Genomic DNA, 20,460 nt, shown 5'->3' on the forward strand with positions numbered 1-20,460 from the left:
CCGGTGTCCTTATCGGTAGCCAGACGAGAACCGACTTCGAACGCGGCTATCAGGCGAAATTCGGTCAGAAACCAACGCATTTGCTCGGGGCTTTCTGAGCTGCGTTGTCGGCCTTGTTCGTGTCACCGGACTCTTCGGGGGGCGGCCGCAAGGGGCGTGGCTTGGTGATCCGCTTGGGGGCAGCGTCTTTCATCTGCATCATCGTAACATGATCGTTCGCCGCATCTGCGATGTTCGCCAAGGCATCCAGTCGGCCAAGCGCGCGCAGCGCCATCGCCAGAGTGTTGAACGCGATACCTGGGGTCCCCGTTCTCCAATCGGTGCAAGGTGGCCCGAGAGATTCCGATACGTCGTGCAAAGTCGTCGGCCGCGATCCTCCTGATGCGACGGGCAACGGAGATGTCCTCCCCGATCTTCCGCATGACGCGTTCGATCTGGGGATGGATTGCCCCACCCTTCGTTTTCCTGATTCCACGGTCATTCATGTCTCACACGCGTGCTACGCCTTGACCTTGCCGAGTTCTTCTACCGGAACGCTCATGGCCGCCGCCAGTGCCGCCTTGCCATGGTCGGGCATGGCCGACCGTCCGGCGATAATGGCCTCCTGCCACGCTTTCCCGCGATCCCATGCCTCTTTGTAGGCATCGGCAAGGAGGCCGCTTTGCCGCGTCTCTGCGAGCGCCTGTGTGAGCAGCGAGGCTTGCAGGAGGTCCTTTTCCCGCTTTGCCCGCCCGAGCGCGTCTGGGAGCCGTCTGGAGGCCACGATGAGCTCGTGGACGGCATACCGTTCGGGAGCCGGGACAATTACGCTCACGCCTTCCCTGTGCAGCAGGACGGTCCTCACAGGCTCGTAGATCAGGTAATCGAGGAACCGGAGGTTTTCCGCCGACGCCCCGCCGAGGGTGGGCATGTTGTCGAAGTCGAGCATCGTGCGGAGATCTGCTTGACGGACTGCACCGTACAACGAGGCGGTCATAGGAGGCTGGCGTCGTATGACGGGTTGGGAATTGCCGCTCGTGGAATACTTTCCGCCTGCCGCTCCAGCACTGGTAGAGGTGTAGGCGAGTGTGGTCATTGATTGAGCGCTCCTATCGGCTTGTCCAAGCAAGCCTCGTAAAAACTTCTGCATCCAGATGGGCAACGCGGCGAGGCCGGCACGCAGGTCGTCGCGGATCGCGTTTCCATGCTGGGCGCAGATGCCAACAACTGCGCGCCCGCCAGCTTTTGATCGCTCCGGGCTTAAAAACAGGCATTTCCCCGCGAAAAAGGAAGATCCTATGCGTTGTGCGCATAGGTGGGGTGAGGGATTGTCGCTGTTTTGAACCGATTGAAACATCTATATTCGAATCATCGAAACGACGCCGGAACCAAGCAAGGTTGCTGGCGTCAGACAAGCCTCAGGAAAGGGGATCATCATGAACGTAGCACGCTCTTTCAACAACTGGCGCAAGTTCCGTCAGACCGTTACCGAACTTGGCCGCATGTCCAGCCGCGAACTGCAGGACCTCGGTATTGACCGCGCCGACATCCGCAGCGTTGCCCGCGCATCGATCGCGCGCTAACCGCACAGCATTTGGTCTTTAAGACTGCTCGACGCCCGCTGATGACGCGGGCGTTTTTGCGTTGATCGTCCGCGTCTAAGATCGGTTGGATCCTTGCTCTGTTCGTCAGCCTTTCCGACTTGTATTTTTTGCATAGCTGCAGTGCAGCATAAGGCATTGGCACGGTTTATGGTCGGTGTATGATGACAGCCATCGAAGCGATGCACCTCCTCCCGCAAAGCTTCGAGTTTCAGACGGCCCACTCCTCCTCCCAAGGGCGTCTGTAGGAACGGCGGCACTCCTCCTCCCAGTCGCTGTTCGGTTCTTTTCGAAAAGCCTGCCGCACCTCCTCCCGCGGCAGGCTTTTTCGTTTTCGGAGCCTTGGTTCCCGCACTAGGTTGCGATCGAGTTGTCGCTGTTCCTGCGTCGCGTCGCGGGCTGAGGTTGTGTGTTCGGAAAGCGCATTCGGATCTGCAGATTATTCTGGGTCCCGGCTATGCCGATCGGCCACCCGGAGCCGATCGTTATCTCGTGAGGCTTTCCAAACCTTTCACTCAAGGCCAATCGGAAAGCGCTATTTTCGGGAGCCGTCAAAAGCAAGCGGCCGTTTGCCCTGCCAAGCGCTGTTCAATAAATCGAGGGATTGCGCTTGCCCAGCGACGGGCCTGGCCGCTCAAGCCTTGTCAGCGCAGCAGATCGCTATAATCCATTTACGTGATGATATGATCGGTCATCAAACACCCTCATGGCTTTGCATCATGTCGCCGGCTCGGCCGTCGCAAGAACCTTCAGCGGAGAGACCATTGAAGCAATCTGGAAACGTTAAGCCGTTGTACCGAGAGTCGGGACATTCGGCGGAGGAGCGCGGTGCTCTTTTCGACTACGCGTTTGAAGCTGCGCTGGTTGGCTAGTCCTTCTGGCAAGATCATCAAGGATCGACTTCCCTAATAGCGAAAGGAGAGCGTAATTGAGTCGAAATTTGCGATCGGGACTTGAAATCGCGTGTTTCCGAAGCCCATGCCCAGCGGACTCGCCATATAAGCAAGGGGCATTGCGCGAAGATAAGATTGCGGCTGGAACTGGAGGGCGAGTGCGTTGACGATCTTCGGATCGAGCTTCACGACTGATCGAAATCCCGCGGAGCAGCCTCAATGACTTCATCGATTCTGCCTTGAGCGCATCGAGGGGCGATCCGCCGATGCTCGGTCATTTTTGAATCAGCCATTGCTACGCCGCGCCCGATCGTCATCGCTGCCGCTCCCGTCGACCACCGAAGCGCAAGGTGACGGGCAGCGGCGCCGTTCCAGGGCCGATTTTTGATGCGGTGCAGCAACGAACCTGTCTTGACTGGTCATATTTTTCGCGGCTCCATGAGAACTGATCTGCTGGACCAACCAGTGGGTCAGTTGGGGGTGAAGACGGTGATGGACGACAGCCCGATACTCACGCAGATGCCAAAGGTCGGGCAGAGTCTCGACCGGCGCACGGCTCGTGACCTCATCGCCGACAAGCTGATGGTGCTAATCGCCACCAACATGCTGCGCCCCGGCGACGTCTTGCCGGGTGAACGGGAACTCGCCAATGTGCTTCATGTCAGCCGCGAGACTGTGCGCGGTGCCATCCAGACGCTCGCCGCGCGCGGCTTCGTCGAGGTGTCTCAGGGCAGCCGCACGCGGGTCTGCGATGTCGATCTGAGCCATCTGACCGTTACCATCGCTTCGCCCAACGCCATCGACAGCTATGATCTCGACGATGTTCATGCGGCCCGGCTGCATATCGAGCTGAAGGTCGTCGGCGATGCGGCCGATCGGATTGATGAAGAGACGCTGGGCAAGCTCAAAAGCCTGCTCGAAGCGCAGAAGCTTTGTGGCGATGACGCCATGCGCTTCCTGATCTGCGACCGCGAATTCCACATCGGGATCTATCGGGCTTGCGGAAACCCGCTGCTCTCCGATTTCGTCACCGATCTCTACACGTACATGATGGACTACCGGCGCAGCGCGATGTCACGGCCGGGCGCTATCGATGCCAGCTATGACGACCACGCCGAGATCGTGAAGGCACTGGAGCGGCGCGACCGGGAGACGGTGATCGCCGCATTTCGCCAGCATCTCACCCGGATCTACGACACGACGAAGGAACTGGTTGGCGGCAGTGCGCAGAAAAAACGGGAAAAGAACAAGAGCGGGACGGCAGGCTGATGCGGCTGAGCCGGGCAGCAGACGGGGAGGTTCGCCGGAAATGCATGTGATGGTGATTGGAGCGGCCGGGATGGTCGGCCGCAAGCTGGTGGAGAAGTTCGCCTCAGAGGAAGGCGCGCTTGGCTACGATATTTCCAGGCTAACGCTGGTGGATGTGATCGAGCCGCCAGTGCCTCAAGGGCTGTCGCCGGTCGCGAAGGCACTCGCGCTTGATCTTTCAACCGAGGACGCCGCCGGGAAACTGGTCGCTTTGCGCCCCGACGTGATCTTCCATCTCGCGGCGATCGTTTCCGGTGAGGCCGAGGCTGATTTCGACAAGGGCTACAAGGTCAATCTTGACGGAACGCGGGCGCTCTTCGAGGCGATCCGCCATGAGGGTTTGCGAGAGCCCTATGTTCCGCGCGTCATCTTCGCCTCGTCGATCGCCGTTTTCGGAAAGCCTTTCCCTGAAAAGATCGGCGACGAGTTCTTTACCACGCCACTGACGAGCTACGGCACGCAAAAGGCGATCTGCGAACTGCTTCTCGCCGACTATTCGAGGCGCGGCATTTTCGATGGCGTCGGCATCCGCCTGCCGACGATCTGCATCCGCCCCGGCAAACCCAACAAGGCGGCGTCCGGCTTCTTTTCCAATATTCTCCGCGAGCCGCTGGCAGGTCAGGAGGCGGTATTGCCGGTGGACGAGAACGTGCGCCACTGGTTTGCAAGCCCGCGTTCGGCGGTCGATTTCTTCATTCATGCCGCGCGGATGGATACGTCCGCGATCGGCCCGAGACGCAATCTGACTATGCCTGGCCTTTCTGCCCTTGTTGGTGAAGAGATCGAGGCGCTCCGGCGTGTGGCCGGTGAGAAGGCGGTCAAGCTCATCCGCCGTGAGCCCGACCCGGTTATCCGCTCGATTGTTTCAGGCTGGGCGACCGATTTCGACGCGCGGCGTGCTTGCGAACTGGGTTTCAAAGCCGAAACCAACTTCGACGAGATCATCAGGATACATATCGAAGACGAACTCGCAGGAGATATCTGAGATGGTCCGCGCTTTGAAATCCGGCGAAGGCAAGATCGCATTGGTGACGGGCGGCGGCACGGGCGTGGGACGCGGCATCGCCGAGGCCTTAAGCGCGGAGGGGTATACCGTCGTCATCACCGGCCGGCGCGCCGACGTGCTCGATAAAGCCGCTGGCGACATAGCAGCGCAAACGGGAGGAGCCGTGCAGGCGATAGTCGCAGATATCGGCGACCCGGCTGCGGTCGCTCGCCTTTTCGAAGCGATCCGCACGCAGTTCGGCCGGCTCGACCTCTTGGTCAACAATGCCGGTTCCACCGTGCCGCCAGTGTCGCTGGAAGATGTGACCTTCGAGCAATGGAGCGGTATTCTTGCCGCCAACCTCACGGGTGCCTTTCTCTGCACACAGCAGGCGTTCCGGCTGATGAAGGCGCAGGCGCCGCGCGGCGGGCGGATTATCAATAACGGCTCGATTTCGGCCCAGACGCCACGGCCGAACTCCGCGCCTTACACCGCAACCAAACATGCGATCACCGGGCTGACCAAGTCGACCGCACTCGACGGGCGCAAATATGACATCGCCTGCGGCCAGATCGATATCGGCAATGCCGCAACCGACATGACGTCGAAGATGAATTCCGGGGTGTTGCAGGCCAATGGCGAGACCGCCAGTGAGCCGACGATCCCGGTCGCGCATATCGCCGAGGCCGTTGTCTACATGGCAAGCCTGCCGCTCGAAGCGAATGTGCTGACGATGACGGTCATGGCGACGAAGATGCCGTTGGTGGGGCGAGGGTAAGGGCAGTCGAGAGGGAACCGGACGGTGTCTGAGAACGGCATGAGGAAGCCGCCGGACAATCCGCCGATTGCAGATGAAATTCACAGGGAGGAAAGCATATGGCAGGCGTTGACTTCGTCGATGTCAGAAAATCATTCGGAGCCATTCCCGTCATCAAGGGCGTGAACATCGAAATCGAGGATGGCGAATTCGTCATCCTTGTCGGCCCCTCGGGCTGCGGGAAATCGACGCTTCTGCGAATGCTGGCCGGGCTTGAAAACATTTCGGCAGGCGAGATCCTCATCGGCGACAAGGTGGTCAACGCCCTGCCGCCCAAAAATCGGGATATCGCCATGGTGTTCCAGAACTATGCGCTCTACCCGCATATGACGGTCGCCGACAATATGGCTTTCTCCCTGATGCTGAACGGCTCGCCGAAAGCCGAGATCGAGAAGCGCGTCGGTACCGCGGCCGGAATTTTGGGACTTTCCAAGCTGCTCGACCGCTATCCGCGCCAGCTCTCCGGCGGCCAGCGCCAGCGCGTGGCCATGGGCAGGGCGATCGTGCGTGATCCGCAGGTGTTTCTCTTCGACGAACCGCTGTCCAACCTCGATGCGAAACTGCGCGTAGCAATGCGCGCCGAGATCAAGGAACTGCACCAGCGGCTGAAAACGACGACCGTCTACGTCACGCATGACCAGATCGAGGCGATGACCATGGCCGACAAGATCGTCGTCATGCATGACGGCATTGTCGAGCAGATCGGTTCCCCGCTTGATCTCTATGACAGCCCCGCCAATCTTTTCGTCGCCGGTTTTATTGGCTCGCCGGCGATGAACATGATCAAGGGCCGGCTCGATCCGCAAAATCCAAACAGCTTCATCGCAACCGATGGCACGGCGCTGCCGGTCGCGCGGCCGCCCTCGGCGGGACGAGGGCGCGATCTCATTTACGGCCTGCGGCCGGAATATATGTCGCTCGACCCGAACGGGTTTGCCGCCAGTGTCGCGGTTATCGAGCCCACCGGCTACGAAACGCAGATGATCGTGCGCTTCGGCGGAACCGACGTCACCTGTATTTTCCGCGAACGCGTGAACGTGCGGCCGGGAGAGGCAATCCACCTGTCGATCGATGCCAATCACGTTCACCTGTTCGATGCCGAAACCGGAGCCCGGCTGATCGACTGATACCGCCCCGTTTCCGCTGCGCGAGGGAAGAGGAGCCCTGACGCATCCGGTTTCGGGGCCGGCGTTTCCGGCAGTGCCGGAAGCCATTGCCGCCGCATTCGCCAAACGGGACGGCGGGTGCCGGTACGGACATGTCCCGTGCCACGAAGGAGGAGCATGATGACTTTCAAGAGACGTGATTTTCTTACCGCATCCGCCGCGGTCGCGGGCATGGCCGGTCTTTCGCCTTTCGGCATCCGTCCGTCTTTCGCTCAAGGGGCGGAACCGGCTTACAAGCCGGAGGAAGGCGCAAGCCTGAGGCTGTTGCGCTGGACGCCCTTCGTCAAGGGCGACGAGGATGCATGGCTTGCCAATACCGCGAAATTCACGGAAACGACCGGGGTTGCGGTCCGCATCGACAAGGAAAGCTGGGAGGACATTCGCCCGAAGGCCGCGGTCGCCGCGAATGTCGGGTCCGGGCCGGATCTGGTGATGTGCTGGTTTGACGACGCCCACCAATACCCGGATAAACTTGTCGATCTGACCGAGCTCGCCAACTATCTCGGCGGCAAATATGGCGGATGGTACGATGGCGTGAAGGGCTATGCTTCACGCGGCGACAAGTTCATCGCCATGCCGCTGACGGCCATCGGCAACGCGGTGTGCTACCGCGACAGTCATATGAAGGCGGCCGGCTTCAGCGACTTCCCGAAGGATACCGATGGCTTCCTCGAACTCTGCAAGGCCATGAAGGCCAAGGGAACGCCCGCCGGATTTCCGCACGGCAAGGCCGTCGGCGACGGCAACAATTATGCCCATTGGCTGCTCTGGAGCCATGGCGGCAAGATGGTCGACGAGGGCGGCAAGGTCGTTATCAACAGTCCCGAAACGGTGAAGGCGGTCAACTACGCCAAGGCGCTTTACGAGACCTTCATTCCCGGCACCGAGAGCTGGCTCGACATCAACAACAACCGCGCTTTCCTCGCAGGCCAGGTATCGCTGACGGCCAACGGCGTCTCGCTCTACTATGCGTCGAAGAAGGATCCGGCAATGGCGGAACTCTCCGCCGACATCCGTACCACGAACTTCCCCGTCGGTCCGGTCGGCCAGAGCGTCGAACTGCATCAGACGAGCTCGCTGCTTTTGTTCAACCACACGAAATATCCCGAGGCGGCCAAGGCCTACATCAAGTTCATGATGGAGGCCGACCAGATGAATGCCTGGATCACAGGTTCCAGCGCCTATTGCTGCCAGCCGCTCAAGGCCTTCGCCAGCAATCCCGTCTGGACGTCCGACCCGATCCACGCGCCCTATGCGCGCGCTTCCGAAACGCTGCGTCCCAACGGCTATGCCGGGCCGCTCGGCTATGCCTCCGCCGGTGTGATGGCCGACTATGTGCTGGTCGACATGTTCGCGACCGCCGTCACGGGGCAGAAGACACCGGAAGAGGCGATAGCCGAGGCTGAGCGCCGGGCAAACCGCTATTACCGGGTCTGAACCGGCGGCAGCCGCATGGCCGCCCAGATAGGGTATCGGCGGAATTGCTCCCGCCGGTCCCCATTCCCCAATTCGTCATACGGGAGATGACCGATGCCCACAGTATCGTCCAGGAAGCCGCCTTCGGCGATGGCTTCGCTCATGCAGAACAGGAATATGATCGGCTTCCTCTTCATGCTGCCGGCCGCCGTCTTCCTTGTCTGCTTCCTGACCTATCCGCTCGGCCTCGGCGTCTGGCTCGGCTTCACCGATACGCGCATCGGCCGTGACGGAGTATTCATCGGGCTCGAAAATTACATCTTCCTTTCCGAGGACTCGGTCTTCTGGCTCTCGGTCTTCAACACGCTTCTCTACACGATCGTCGCATCAATCCTGAAATTCGTCTTCGGGCTCTGGCTGGCGCTGCTGTTGAACGAGAACCTGCCGTTCAAATCCTTCTTCCGGGCGATCGTGCTTTTGCCCTGGGTCGTTCCGACGGTGCTTTCGGCGCTGGCCTTCTGGTGGATCTACGATGCACAGTTCTCGATCATCTCCTGGTCGCTGATGCAGCTCGGCGTGATCGACAGCCCGATTAATTTCCTCGGCGATCCAACAAATGCCCGCGCCTCGGTGATCGCCGCCAATGTCTGGCGCGGCATTCCCTTCGTCGCCATTTCGTTGCTGGCTGGTCTCCAGACCATTCCGGCCTCACTGCACGAGGCGGCGTCGCTAGACGGCGCGACGAGCTGGCAGCGCTTTCGCTATGTGACGTTGCCGATGCTGACACCGATCATCGCCGTCGTCATGACCTTCTCGGTGCTGTTCACGTTCACGGACTTCCAGCTGATCTATGTGCTCACCAAGGGCGGGCCGGTGAATGCGACGCATCTGATGGCGACGCTCTCCTTCCAGCGCGGCATTCCCGGCGGACAACTGGGCGAGGGGGCGGCGATCGCCGTGGCGATGATCCCCTTCCTGCTTGCCGCCATCATGTTCAGCTTCTTCGGCCTGCAACGCCGCAAATGGCAGCAGGGCGGCCAGGATTGATGAGGGGAAAATGACGATGACCACGACCGCGAAATCCGAAAACGCCGTTCTGACCGACGATGTACAGGGCATGAGCTATCTCAATCGCCTGCCGCGCCGGATCGTGATGGTTTATCTGCCGATGGCGGTGTTCGTCTTCGTGCTGCTCTTTCCGTTCTACTGGATGGCGATCACGGCGATAAAGCCAAATTCGCAGCTGACCGACTATACGAACTACAGCCCCTTCTGGGTGGTCGGCCCGACGCTCGATCATATCAAGTACCTGCTGTTTGAGACCTCCTATCCGGGCTGGCTGTGGAACACGATGCTGGTGGCCACCTGCGCGACGTTCCTGTCGCTGGCGGCATCGGTCTTTGCGGCCTACGCGATCGAGCGCGTGCGGTTCTCGGGCTCGCGGCCGGTGGGGCTGATGATCTTTCTCGCCTACCTCGTGCCGCCGTCAATCCTGTTCATTCCGCTCGCCTTCATCGTCTTCAAGTTCGGCATCTACGATTCCAGGCTGGCGCTGATCTTCACCTATCCGACGTTCCTCATTCCCTTCTGCACCTGGCTGCTGATGGGCTATTTCCGGTCGATCCCGTTCGAGCTCGAGGAGAGCGCGCTGGTGGATGGCGCGACGCGCTGGCAGATTCTGATCAAGATCATCCTGCCGCTTGCCGTTCCCGGACTGATATCAGCCGGCATCTTTGCCTTCACGCTATCCTGGAACGAGTTCATCTATGCGCTGACCTTCATCCAGTCTTCGGAAAACAAGACCGTGCCGGTTGGCGTTCTGACGGAACTGGTCCGCGGCGACGTGTTCGAATGGGGCGCACTGATGGCGGGCGCGCTGTTCGGCTCGCTGCCGGTGGTGATCCTCTATTCCTTCTTCGTCGATTATTACGTGTCATCCATGACCGGTGCGGTGAAGGAATAAATGTCCGTTGCGCGGGCAGCGCCGCACTCAATCGTGATGGTCGTGGTCGTGGTCGTGATGAGATGGAAGGTCGAGGCCGACGATCTTGATGAGATCATTTACCTGCGCCGGGCTGAGACAACGGGGGTTGAGGTTGCGCAGCAGCAGATAGAGCTTCGCCGTCTCCTCCAACTCCTCGGTTACGAAAAACCCAGCCTCCAGGCTGTCACCGGCGACGACCGGTCCGTGATTGGATGGATATCCCGTCATGTCCAGCTTCAGACCGCCATTCCAGGCTTGTTGATCGACAGCAGATGTCGAACGACAGGCTTGTCAGGGCCGCTGTGGAAAGCCAGGACCTTGCTCTGCAGGTCGGCATCCGCATTCGAGACGCGCTTGTGCTGCCTAAGGTGTTCAGCCCAGGATTCGACCATGAACCACTCCGTGATTTTTTCAGGATCGGCAGAGTCTTCCGTCACGCCCCAGCCATAAGCTCCGTCCCGTCGACGCTCCGAGGACATGTCGTCGAGAGCATGCAGGAATTTGGCGCGGTTGTGTTTCTCGACGCGGTAGTCGATCAGGATGAGCACGGGGCCGCGGTCGTTTGCGACCGGCTGGGCAACGAGAGGCTCCGGCCAATGGTTGGACGATACCAGATCGGCCTCGCCGGACGGAAGCTTGATCCGGTGCATGATGAAGCCTGCGACGAGCAATCCGGCGGCACCGACTAACAGCGTGCCAGGCACGCCGGCCGCTTCCCCGACGGCACCCCATCCGAGACTGCCGGCCGTCATCGCACCGTTGAACACGGTCAGATAGACGGCAAGGCCACGGCCCCGTACCCAATTCGGCAGGACAGCCTGCGCCGCCCCGTTCAGGGTGGTAAGGGCGGTAATCCAGGCAGCACCAAGGAAAAGAAGGACGACGACTGCCAGCCATTGCGGCGGAGCGAGCGAGAGTGCGGCCATGACGAGAGCCGTCACGAGTGCCGAGCCCAGAAGAAGACCGTCGGAATCGAAGCGCTGACGCAAACGCGGCATCACCAGAGCCCCACCGATGGCGCCTGCACCGACCGAACCGAGCAGAAGTCCGTAGAAGCCTGCATCCCCGCCCAGAAGCTGACGGGCGACCAGCGGAAGAAGCGCCCAGACCGCGCTGGCAAAGGCGAAGAAAATCGCCGCCCGCAAAAGCACGACGTGAAGCGGCTTGCTGGCTCGGGTGTAGCGCAGTCCGGCACGGAACCCGCCGAAGAAGTTCTCCGACAATGCGTCATCGGCGTCTTTGGCACGCGGCCACCAGACGAGCGCCGCGATGACGACGATGTAACTTGCAACGTCTGCGCCGTAGGTCAAGGCAGCTCCGAACGCGGCGAGCAGCAGGCCACCGGCAGCGGGGCCGATCGAGCGTGCGATGTTGATCCCAAGCGAGTTCAGGGCAACCGCGCTCTTCACGTCCTCGCGCGCTACCAGTTCAGGCACGATCGCCTGCCATGTCGGGCCCATCAGGGCGGCTCCGATACCGCCCAGAAAGGTCAACCCGATCAAAGCGCTGACCGAAAGCATACCCATGTAGGACAGTACCATCAGCGATATGCTGACGGTGGCGAGCAGGAGCTGGACAGCGATCAGGAACTTGCGTCGGTCGAGGATGTCCGAGAGCACGCCCGCCGGGATCGCCAGAAGGAAGATCGGCAGGGTGCCGGCTGCCTGAACCATGGCGACGGTCGCGGGTGCCGCCGAGAGATCGGTCATCAGCCAGGAACTGGCCACATCGCGCATGAAGCTGCCGGTGTTGCCCAGGACCGTTGCCGTCCAGAGGACAGCGAAGACAGGCTGGCGTAGCGGCGCGAAACTGCCGCCTGAAGATTTTGCGGCGCTCATTTGCCCGCTCCCTTAGTGAGGTCGGTGATGGCGACAATGACGAAGGCGCCGACAAGACCAAGATGCTCAAAGAAGGCGTTGGTCGCCATCATCCGTTCCATGCCGGAGGGCATCTCCCAGAACCGGACGGCGACGAACGTCGCAAGAAGCGTGAAGACGGCGAGCGCCAGTGCGCCAAGCCATCGAAGGAAGCCAGACAGGATCATTGCCGAAGCTGCCAGTTCGAACACGATGACGGCGACCGCGAAGAGGGCGGCCGGATGAAGACCGAAATGCTCCATCTCACCAATCGCACTCTGGAAATCGAAAAGCTTGGCAAGCGGTCCCTGGATATAGGCCGCGCACAGGCCAAGGAGCGCCACGAAAGCGACCACGGGGGAGGCGGCGAGCGAAGCGAGGCCGTTACGGCGTTGGGTTACGGAAATCATGATCTTGTCCTCACACGGCCCAGCATGCGCAACCGAGCGCGCCGAAAAAGCCCTTGAGATCGGCGATCGGCAGGTTCGATGTCCAGGCTCCGGCGTGGTCGTGGCCGTGGACGTTGCAGGAGCTGGTGCAGCTGCAGGTCGAGATCGCGGTCCGGCGCAGAGAGTTCATGCCTGCGCCTTGCGGTTCACCCCATGCCGCATAGCCGCCGAACGTGCGAACGGGAGACCAGTCCGGCATGGCGGGCGGTACGTCGTTGTCGTCGAGCGCTGAGAAGTCGCCCGCACCATAGACGATCTTGCCGCCGACCATGGTCAACTGCGAGGACAGGAACGAGATCTCGTCTTCGGCGCAGGCAAAGAAGTCCTTGTCCGGCACGACGAGGTCGGCGAACTGGCCTTTTTCGATCCGACCTTTCTTGCCTTCCTCATTGGAGAACCAGGTGACCTTCTCTGTCCACATGCGCAGCGCCGTCTCGCGGTCGAGGCAGTTGGCGCGCGGGTAGAGCTGCATGCCGCCAACCGTCTTTCCGGTCACCATCCAGGCGAGAGAAACCCATGGATTGTAGGAAGCGACGCGTGTCGCATCCGTACCTGCCGATACGTTGACGCCCTTCTCAAGCATGCGCTTGATCGGGGGCGTTGCTTCAGCGACACCATGACCGTAGCGCTCGACAAAATATTCGCCCTGATAGGCCATTCGGTGCTGTGTCGCGATGCCGCCGCCGAGCGCCGCGATCCGGTCGATCGAACGATCCGAGATAGTCTCGGCATGGTCGAAGAACCAGTTGAGACCCTCGAGCGGGATGTCCTTGTTGACCTTTTCGAAGACATCGAGGGAACGAGAGATGGTCTCGTCATAGGTGGCGTGCATCCGCCAGGGCCAGCGGTTTTCGGCAAGCACGCGAACCACCTCCTCGAGCTCGCCTTCCATCTCCGGCGCCATCTCGGGCCTTGGCTGACGGAAATCCTCAAAGTCTGCCGCCGAGAAGACGAGCATTTCGCCAGCGCCGTTGTGCCGGAAGTAATCGTTTCCCTGCTTGTATTTGACCGACTGCGTCCAGTTGAGGAAGTCCTGTTTTTCTTCCTTCGGCTTCTGCGTGAACAGATTGTAGGCCAGGCGCACAGTGAGCTGATCCTCATCCGACAATTTCTGGATTACGGCATAGTCGTCCGGGTAGTTCTGAAAGCCGCCGCCAGCGTCGATCACGCCGGTGATGCCCAGCCGGTTGAGCTCGCGCATGAAGTGGCGGGTGGAATTGACCTGGTATTCAAACGGAAGCTTAGGCCCCTTCGACAAAGTCGAATAGAGAATGCCCGCATTCGGCTTGGCGAGCAGAAGGCCTGTCGGATTGCCGTTGGAATCGCGGGTGATCTCTCCGCCCGGAGGGTTTGGAGTGTCCTTGGTATAGCCGACGGCGCGAAGGGCTGCGCCGTTCAGCAGCGCGCGGTCATAAAGGTGGAGCAGGAAGACAGGGGTATCGGGTGCAATAGCGTTGATTTCGTCGATCGTCGGCAGGCGTTTTTCGGCAAACTGGTGCTCGGTGAAACCGCCGACCACGCGGACCCATTGCGGGGCCGGCGTGATCGCCACCTGTCGCTTCAGCATGTCCATCGCATCGGCGAGTGACCGAATGCCATCCCAGCGAAGCTCCATGTTGAAGTTGAGGCCACCGCGCACGACGTGGGTGTGGTTGTCGATGAGGCCCGGCAACATCCGCTTGCCCTTCAGGTCGATGATCGTCGTATCCGGTCCGGCGAGCGCCATTATTTCGCTGTCGGTTCCCACATCCATGAACAGGCCGTCCTTGATGGCGACCGCGGTGGCGTTTGGATTTGCGCGATCAAGCGTCGTGATTAATCCGTTGTGAAAAACGATGTCTGCGCGCATGGAAGCGGCTCCGGTCTTGGTGGGATCGCCGGCATTGGCCGGAGAAAAAAGATTTGAAAAGGCGAAGGTCGATGCTGCGCCCAGGAATGTGCGGCGCGTGGTCATCAGCTTTTCCCCGATGTCGGATCTTCATGGGGCGGGCTCACCTCCACCACGTTTGTCGCGCCTTTCGGGAGGTGCCCGAACATGTGAGGCTTTACCTGATGAAGCCAGGAGGCGGCAGCAGGCTCGCGAGCCCAGATGCTTTTTGCCAGCGGCACCAGCTGCTCGCCGACAAGGATTCCAAGCAGACCGATAAGAGCGACAACGGGCGGGGCGGGCGAACGGACATTGAGCAGGCTGTAGATCACGCCCACCAGCAGGCCGGCACCGAGTGACAGGAGATAGATTTTCATCGAGGATGACCTTCGCTTGGGGGAAGCATTCACTCCGGCAGATGGCGGCCTGCCGGAGCGATGACGGTTTTACTTCGCGGGGTTCGGGCCGATCCGCTTGCCATGGCTGACCCGCTCGGCGCCGCCGTGAACGTGGGTGACGGCATAGTCGATGCCCATGCCGTAGGCGCCGGAATGCTCCTTCACCAGCGACGTGACCGCGTCATAGGTTTCCTTGCGGGCCCAGTCGCGCTGCCATTCGAGCAGGACCTGCTGCCAGGTGACCGGAACGACACCCGCCTGCACCATGCGGTCCATCGCATATTTGTGCGCATCGGCGGACGTGCCACCGGAAGCATCCGCAACCATGTAAATTTCGTAGTCGGTGTCGTTCATGCAGGAGAGGGCGAAGGTCGTGTTGCAAACCTCGGTCCACAGGCCGGCGACGACGACCTTCTTGCGGCCGTCAACAGCATTTTTGGCAAGCGCGTCGCGGACGTTCTGGTCGTCCCAGGAATTCATCGATGTGCGCTCGAGGATATCATTGTCGGGGACGACGGCGAGCAGTTCCGGGAAAGTGTTGCCCGAGAAGCTATCGGTCTCGACAGTGGTGATGGTGGTCGGGACGTTGAAGATCCTGGCCGCCTTGGCAAGGCCGACGACGTTGTTCTTCAAGACCTGGCGGTCGATCGACTGAACGCCGAAAGCCATCTGCGGTTGCTGGTCGATGAAGATGATCTGGCTGTTCTGCGGGGTGAGGACCTGAAGCTTGCTGGACATCTCGTGTCTTCCTTTGGTTGGGTTGAAGCAAGGTAATGGGGCAGGCAAAGCGGCACGTCTTGAACGTTATGCCGCCCTATTGTTGGAAAGCGACGTCAGGCCGCCAGTGGTGTCAGCCCGGCCTCGATCTGGTCACGATAAGGCTCGTAGCGTGTTGGCAGTTTCAAAACCTCGCCGAGGTGTGCCGTGTCTTCGTCGCGGTCGAAACCGGGTTCGTTCGTGGCGATTTCGAACAGTACGCCGCCGGGTGTCCTGAAGTAGATGGCCCAGAAGTAATCGCGGTCGATCACCGGAGTCACCTGGTATCCCGTATCCATCAGGGCCTTGCGAACTTCGAGCTGCTTTGCGCGGTTGTCGACAGCGAAAGCGATGTGATGCACCGAACCTGCGCCCTGCCTTGCGAAAGGCGTTTTCGAAAGCACCTCGAGGTCTATGGTATCAGCGCCGTTGCCGCCTGGGATGATGAAGCGGGTAACATCCCCATCAGTCTCGGCGCGCTGGTAGCCCATGAAGCCTAGCAGTTCGGAAGTGGCGGCGGTGTCATGCAGGCGGAACTTGGCACCGGAAAAGCCGCGGATACCGACGCTTTCGTCGATGCCGGCACCGTTCCAGGCTTTGCGGCCATCGTCGTCTGATTCGACAAGGGCGAACGCTTCGCCGTCCGTCCCTTTGAACAGGAGGCGGTCAGCACCGAAGGCAATGTCGGCATGCAGGTTGCTGGCTCCCTTTGCTGACAGGCGATCCTGCCAGTAGGAGAGTGAGCCCTTGGGAACTGCGAACTGCGTTTCGCTGACTTCGCCGACGCCGGGGCGGCCGCGCATCACGTCGGGAAAAGGGAAGTAGGTCATGACGGAGCCGGGGGTGCCGGCCTCATCACCGTAGTAGAGGTGGTAGACGTTGGGGTCGTCGAAATTCACGGTCTTCTTCACGCGGCGCAGGCCAAGTGTGTCCGTGAAAAACGCGTTGTTCTGGCGGGCATCCGATGCCATCGACGTGATGTGATGCAGTCCTTTGATATCCTTGATCATGACGTTTGCCCTTCCGCGGCTGCTTTCGTTTGTCTGGTGTGATTGGAAACTTACGCCCGTTGATCGGCGGCCGGAATTGCAATAATAATTCTCAGTGAATTGCTCTGGGTGAAATAATAAATGAACGACTACAAGCTGCTTCGAACCTTTCTGCTGGCCGCCGAGAAGCGGAATTTCGCGCAGGTCGCGCGCGAGCTCGATATGACTCCAGCAGCCGTCACGCGGGCGATCGCTGCCTTGGAAGAAGACCTTGGTGTGCAACTCTTTGTGCGGACCACGCGTCAGGTGTCGCTGACGACCGATGGCGCGATCTTCGCCGCTCAGATACAGCCGGCGGTGCAGGTGCTCGACAACGCACGCAAGGATGTGATGAATACCCACAAGGCGGATCATGGCCGCCTGCGGATCAGCGCGCCGACCTGGTTCGGGCAGCAGGTCCTGCCACCCATCCTCTCCGCATTCAAGGAACGCTACCCGAAGATCAGCTTCGAAATCTCGCTCGCGGATGGGCTCGTGAACATCATCGATGACGACTATGATCTGGCGATCCGTATTTCCGCGGCCCCCTCAGACAAGTTCACGATCTGGCGCAAGATCAGCATCGTTCGCCGTATTCTCGTCGCCGCGCCGGGCAGCCGGTTTTCCGACATGAAGCACGCCAATGAACTCATTCCTGACGATTGCCTGGCCTACAGCGGCGACAGCAAACGGGAGACCTGGACGCTATCGGACGGCAGTGGCAGCGCTACGATTTCTGCGGGCCGCGCATTCAGCGCCAATAGTGGGGAGGTACTGGCGAGCATGGCTGCCGACGGAGTCGGGGTCGCCATGCTGCCCAAGTTCCATGTGGCCGAGTATCTGCGTACCGGACGGCTCGTTCACGTCCTGCGGGACTGGTCGCCGCCGGACTTATGGCTGACCCTGTACTACCCCCCGTACCAGGCGCTGCCGCCGCGTATCGCCTCGTTCTCGAAGTTCTTCGAACAACAAATCCCGGCGTTTATATCAGCGATCGAATGAACTATCGCCGATAGAGGAGGTGCCGCTGCCGTTACAACGTCTGCGAAGACGATATCACAGCACCCTGGGCGCAAAGGAGGGGAATGAAATGAGGTTGTTGCACATCGACACAAACATTCAAACGGTCGGTTCGCTGACCCGCGAGATGTCTCGCTGCGGTCGAGCGGCTCAAGAAGGGCATCGCAGGCATTGAAGTTCAGTACAAGGATTTCGCGGTGGAGCCGCTGTCGCCCATTTCAGCGTCCGTCTTTTCGGCACATGCCCAAGCGCGGACGTTTCGGACCACGACCAGACCGCGCTAGATGATATCGTCGAGAGCAGGAAGGCGCTGGCTGAATTCCTCGCCGCTGACATCCTCGTTCTCGGTGTCCCCTTCTTCAATTATTCGGTTTCCGTCGCGTAACAAGCTGATGATGTTGGCGACGAGACAGAGGGCAGAGCATGAGGATGCGGCCGGAGGTGCCGAGAAGGCCGGGACCTACGAACCGATTTTTCTCGCGTTTCCGGTGGGGCAATTGATTGCGACTGCAGTGCTGCAGTCGCTCCTACTTGTGGTTTCTCTGTCCACTGTACTGGGCCTAGAGACAGTAAGGTCAATGGAAAGGCGACTCGGTGATGGAGGCGACCACCTCAGAATCGAACGTTTGGTTTAAATCGACGGGCCATGAATTAAGATTGGACGCATCTTCACTTTAAATTGGTCGGGACATGCATCCGCTCGAAGTCATCGCTGAGCATCCGCTCAAGCGAAACACGCCGGCGGCGCGCGCCCATGCGGTGTCCTCGACAATGTTTTCCTCTTCCCCTCGTTAAGGTCACGGCGGTGCGAGATCCATGTCTGAAGCAGTCCATCTCGCTCTTGCCGCTCAAGGAGTGTTGCGTCCCTCAGGCTCCTGAAATAGGTCCGTCATGTCTCGTTCCAGAGGTCGCTCTCAGAGAGTTTGTCGCGAATGTATGCCTGGACATGGGATTCGAAATCCACATCGTCCGTGCCCTGCGCTTCGAGGCGCATCGTATGCGTGACGCGTCGAAGCCCGCGCTTTGCGAGTTTCCGTGCGCGGGCATCGATGACATCCTCGAGTGAACTGTTTGGGACGAGGGCGTAGACGAGCGCACAATCCAGCGCCTGCGCTGCGCGCCTGTCATCGCGAGCGCGTCGCGCAGTGCCCGCACCTATCCCTTTGGCGGTGCTGTGAACCGGTCAAAATCGGTTGGAGCCCCTGCAATCCTTCATCGAGGCGCAAGCGCCCCCTCTTTCGACTGTCGCTCTTCATCCCTGGTCGCTGGCAAGGCCGAGGCGGCGAGGGCGCTGCTAACCCGTCACCGGCTCCGCTGTTGAGCGCTGCGGTTAGTGGTGCCCGCCAGCCGTCGAACAATCCCCGCCTTGCCAGCGACCATTGCGTCCTGCCCCGGCTTCAGGTCCTGCCGGGCCCCGCGCCGCCCCGCAACGGCGTTGCCGTCCTCCACCTGCGTTGCGGCCCTATCGGGTGCGGGCCGGCCCTTGCAGCCCGGCATTCGGACCGCCGTAGCAGGTCGCGATGGTCGCGACCTCAAAACGGAGGTTTCAACATGAGCCGGCAACAAACCCACCAACGAGCCGATCTCTATAGCCGCATCACCGACAAGATCATCGCCGAGCTCGAGCAGGGCGTGCGGCCCTGGATGCAGCCGTGGAGCTCAGCCCAGGCGACCGACCGGATCACCCGGCCCTTGCGCCACAACGGCCAACCCTATTCCGGCATCAACGTTCTGCTTTTATGGTCCGAAGCGATCGCCCGCGGCTTCACGGCGCCAACCTGGATGACGTTTCGCCAGGCCCTTCAACTGGGGGCGGCGGTGCGCAAGGGCGAGACCGGCACCACGGTCGTCTTTGCCAGTTCCTTCATCCGCACCGAAACCAGCGACACCGGCGAAGCGGTCGAGCACGATATCCCGTTTCTCAAGGCCTACACGGTCTTCAATGCCGAGCAGATTGCCGGACTGGACGCGCGCTTCCATCAGCTCGCCGCCGTTCAGGATCCGCTGGTGCGTATCGGCCATGCCGACCGCTTCTTTGCCAACACCGGCGCCCTGATCCGCCATGGTGGATCGACGGCCTACTATGCCCCGGTCCGCGATCACATCCAGATGCCCGCCTTCGAAGCCTTCCGCGACGCTGCCTCCTATGTTGCGATCCTCAGTCATGAACTGACCCACTGGACGGCGGCGCCACACCGACTGGATCGTGATCTCAGCCGCTATGCCAAGGACCAAAGCGAGCGCGCCCGCGAGGAACTGATCGCCGAACTCGGCAGCTGCTTCCTCTGCGCCGATCTCGGCATCGTTCCCGAACTCGCCCCGCGGCCCGATCATGCAAGCTACCTTGCCGCCTGGCTCAAGGTTCTCTCCGGCGACAAGCGGGCAATCTTTGTCGCCGCCGGCCATGAGCAGCGCGCTGTCAGCTACCTGCACTACCTGCAGCCCGATCAGATAGACGACGGGGAGGCGGCGTAAAGCCGCCTGTGTGAAAACGCCTTCGGGCCCTGGTTTGACCTGGTTTGACCGGGGCCCTCTCTTTGGTTTTTCAGAGCTGTGCGTGGCATGCCTTGATACTGAGGGCGCGCATGATGCTGGATGCCAGGACCGAGAGCGCCATTTCAGTCTCTGCGCCTTTAAGGTTCCTCGTTAGGAACCGTCGACATCATCCTCTGATCAAGATTGACGCCGCGTTCGCACAGCATCGTTTCAAGATAGCTGATACCGTATTTGCAGTACCAGAAAACCGCCCAGGGTCACATCTCCGCGAAAATGCCGACACTTGAAATCGCTCATCGAAAAACCTGCTGCGAATACATCTGAGCCAGATGGCCCAACAATCGCGTTTTGCAACAGGGCCAAAGGGGCCCTAGGCGTCGCCGACTGTTACTAATGCTTTTGTAAATTAGCGCAAGCTGATACTATCGCGGCGCGGGTACT

17 protein-coding genes and 5 pseudogenes are annotated in these 20,460 nt (G+C 60.5%); 10 read left to right on the top strand and 12 right to left on the bottom strand.

Translation table 11 applies throughout. The features are described from left to right. Positions 1 to 122: 122 nt before the first annotated feature. Together LPU83_RS75995 and LPU83_RS66395 are read right to left on the bottom strand one after the other, a co-directional pair. Entirely contained in the window at positions 123 to 485 is a 363-nt protein-coding gene (locus LPU83_RS75995) for a helix-turn-helix domain-containing protein (RefSeq protein WP_112334139.1), read from the bottom strand. A 14-nt stretch (positions 486 to 499) separates the two neighbouring features. After that, a pseudogene (locus LPU83_RS66395) lies at positions 500 to 910 on the bottom strand (GSU2403 family nucleotidyltransferase fold protein); the annotation flags it as partial. 505 nt (positions 911 to 1,415) lie between these two features. Between LPU83_RS66395 and LPU83_RS66400 the strand changes: the two are divergent. The 8 genes from LPU83_RS66400 (at position 1,416) to LPU83_RS66435 (ending at position 10,128) form a co-directional block, all read left to right on the top strand. Continuing rightward, positions 1,416 to 1,562 carry a DUF1127 domain-containing protein gene (locus tag LPU83_RS66400; RefSeq protein ID WP_003552150.1) on the top strand — a complete coding sequence of 49 codons (147 nt, stop codon included), beginning with the start codon at positions 1,416 to 1,418 and terminating at the stop codon, positions 1,560 to 1,562. 1,403 nt (positions 1,563 to 2,965) lie between these two features. After that, positions 2,966 to 3,742 carry a FadR/GntR family transcriptional regulator gene (locus LPU83_RS66405; RefSeq protein ID WP_024318495.1) on the top strand — a complete coding sequence of 259 codons (777 nt, stop codon included), beginning with the start codon at positions 2,966 to 2,968 and terminating at the stop codon, positions 3,740 to 3,742. A 40-nt stretch (positions 3,743 to 3,782) separates the two neighbouring features. Next, on the top strand, positions 3,783 to 4,766 hold the full coding sequence (gene denD / locus LPU83_RS66410; protein WP_024318494.1) for a D-erythronate dehydrogenase: 984 nt from the start codon (positions 3,783 to 3,785) through the stop codon (positions 4,764 to 4,766). A 1-nt stretch (position 4,767) separates the two neighbouring features. After that, the gene (locus tag LPU83_RS66415) at positions 4,768 to 5,544 is read left to right on the top strand and encodes an SDR family oxidoreductase (protein WP_024318493.1); all 777 of its coding nucleotides are present in this window, start codon (positions 4,768 to 4,770) and stop codon (positions 5,542 to 5,544) included. A gap of 98 nt (positions 5,545 to 5,642) precedes the next feature. Continuing rightward, a complete protein-coding gene (locus LPU83_RS66420) occupies positions 5,643 to 6,710 on the top strand; it encodes an ABC transporter ATP-binding protein (RefSeq protein WP_024318492.1) in 1,068 nt (355 codons plus the stop codon). Positions 6,711 to 6,869: 159 nt separating this feature from the next. After that, the gene (locus LPU83_RS66425; RefSeq protein WP_024318491.1) at positions 6,870 to 8,186 is read left to right on the top strand and encodes an ABC transporter substrate-binding protein; all 1,317 of its coding nucleotides are present in this window, start codon (positions 6,870 to 6,872) and stop codon (positions 8,184 to 8,186) included. Between the two features lie 93 nt (positions 8,187 to 8,279). Then, a complete protein-coding gene (locus tag LPU83_RS66430; protein ID WP_024318490.1) occupies positions 8,280 to 9,212 on the top strand; it encodes a carbohydrate ABC transporter permease in 933 nt (310 codons plus the stop codon). Positions 9,213 to 9,228: 16 nt separating this feature from the next. Beyond that, positions 9,229 to 10,128, top strand: a complete 900-nt coding sequence (locus LPU83_RS66435; RefSeq protein WP_024318489.1) for a carbohydrate ABC transporter permease — start codon at positions 9,229 to 9,231, stop codon at positions 10,126 to 10,128. Between the two features lie 27 nt (positions 10,129 to 10,155). Here the strand turns inward: LPU83_RS66435 and LPU83_RS66440 are convergent. From LPU83_RS66440 to LPU83_RS66470, 7 genes and pseudogenes are all read right to left on the bottom strand, one after another. Beyond that, positions 10,156 to 10,362 (bottom strand): annotated as a pseudogene (locus LPU83_RS66440) (aldolase); the annotation flags it as partial. A 23-nt stretch (positions 10,363 to 10,385) separates the two neighbouring features. Then, complete coding sequence (locus LPU83_RS66445) at positions 10,386 to 11,987, bottom strand: MFS transporter (RefSeq protein ID WP_024318487.1); 1,602 nt, start codon at positions 11,985 to 11,987, stop codon at positions 10,386 to 10,388. Continuing rightward, entirely contained in the window at positions 11,984 to 12,415 is a 432-nt protein-coding gene (locus tag LPU83_RS66450) for a DoxX family protein (protein ID WP_024318486.1), read from the bottom strand. Before LPU83_RS66450 ends, LPU83_RS66445 begins: the two co-directional genes overlap by 4 nt. A 10-nt stretch (positions 12,416 to 12,425) precedes the next feature. Beyond that, positions 12,426 to 14,408, bottom strand: coding sequence for an amidohydrolase (locus tag LPU83_RS66455; protein ID WP_024318485.1), 1,983 nt, complete (start codon positions 14,406 to 14,408; stop codon positions 12,426 to 12,428). Next, positions 14,408 to 14,698 carry a XapX domain-containing protein gene (locus LPU83_RS66460; RefSeq protein ID WP_024318484.1) on the bottom strand — a complete coding sequence of 97 codons (291 nt, stop codon included), beginning with the start codon at positions 14,696 to 14,698 and terminating at the stop codon, positions 14,408 to 14,410. Before LPU83_RS66460 ends, LPU83_RS66455 begins: the two co-directional genes overlap by 1 nt. Positions 14,699 to 14,767: 69 nt before the next feature. Further along, a complete protein-coding gene (locus tag LPU83_RS66465; protein ID WP_024318483.1) occupies positions 14,768 to 15,457 on the bottom strand; it encodes a hydrolase in 690 nt (229 codons plus the stop codon). 95 nt (positions 15,458 to 15,552) lie between these two features. Further along, entirely contained in the window at positions 15,553 to 16,485 is a 933-nt protein-coding gene (locus LPU83_RS66470) for a VOC family protein (RefSeq protein WP_024318482.1), read from the bottom strand. Between the two features lie 120 nt (positions 16,486 to 16,605). Between LPU83_RS66470 and LPU83_RS66475 the strand changes: the two genes are divergently transcribed. Beyond that, positions 16,606 to 17,505, top strand: coding sequence for a LysR family transcriptional regulator (locus tag LPU83_RS66475; RefSeq protein WP_024318481.1), 900 nt, complete (start codon positions 16,606 to 16,608; stop codon positions 17,503 to 17,505). Positions 17,506 to 18,219: 714 nt separating this feature from the next. Here the strand turns inward: LPU83_RS66475 and LPU83_RS75490 are convergent. Then, positions 18,220 to 18,416 (bottom strand): annotated as a pseudogene (locus LPU83_RS75490) (mobile mystery protein B); the annotation flags it as partial. After that, a pseudogene (locus LPU83_RS74780) lies at positions 18,413 to 18,779 on the bottom strand (helix-turn-helix domain-containing protein). The pseudogenes LPU83_RS74780 and LPU83_RS75490, both read right to left, overlap by 4 nt. Positions 18,780 to 19,074: 295 nt before the next feature. Between LPU83_RS74780 and LPU83_RS66485 the strand changes: the two are divergent. Then, positions 19,075 to 19,998 carry an ArdC family protein gene (locus LPU83_RS66485; protein WP_040680907.1) on the top strand — a complete coding sequence of 308 codons (924 nt, stop codon included), beginning with the start codon at positions 19,075 to 19,077 and terminating at the stop codon, positions 19,996 to 19,998. Between the two features lie 197 nt (positions 19,999 to 20,195). Here the strand turns inward: LPU83_RS66485 and LPU83_RS74785 are convergent. Next, positions 20,196 to 20,316, bottom strand: a pseudogene (locus LPU83_RS74785) (IS6 family transposase); the annotation flags it as partial. Positions 20,317 to 20,460: the final 144 nt, after the last annotated feature.

It is taken from the genome of Rhizobium favelukesii (assembly GCF_000577275.2).
GTDB classification, from domain to species: domain Bacteria; phylum Pseudomonadota; class Alphaproteobacteria; order Rhizobiales; family Rhizobiaceae; genus Rhizobium; species Rhizobium favelukesii.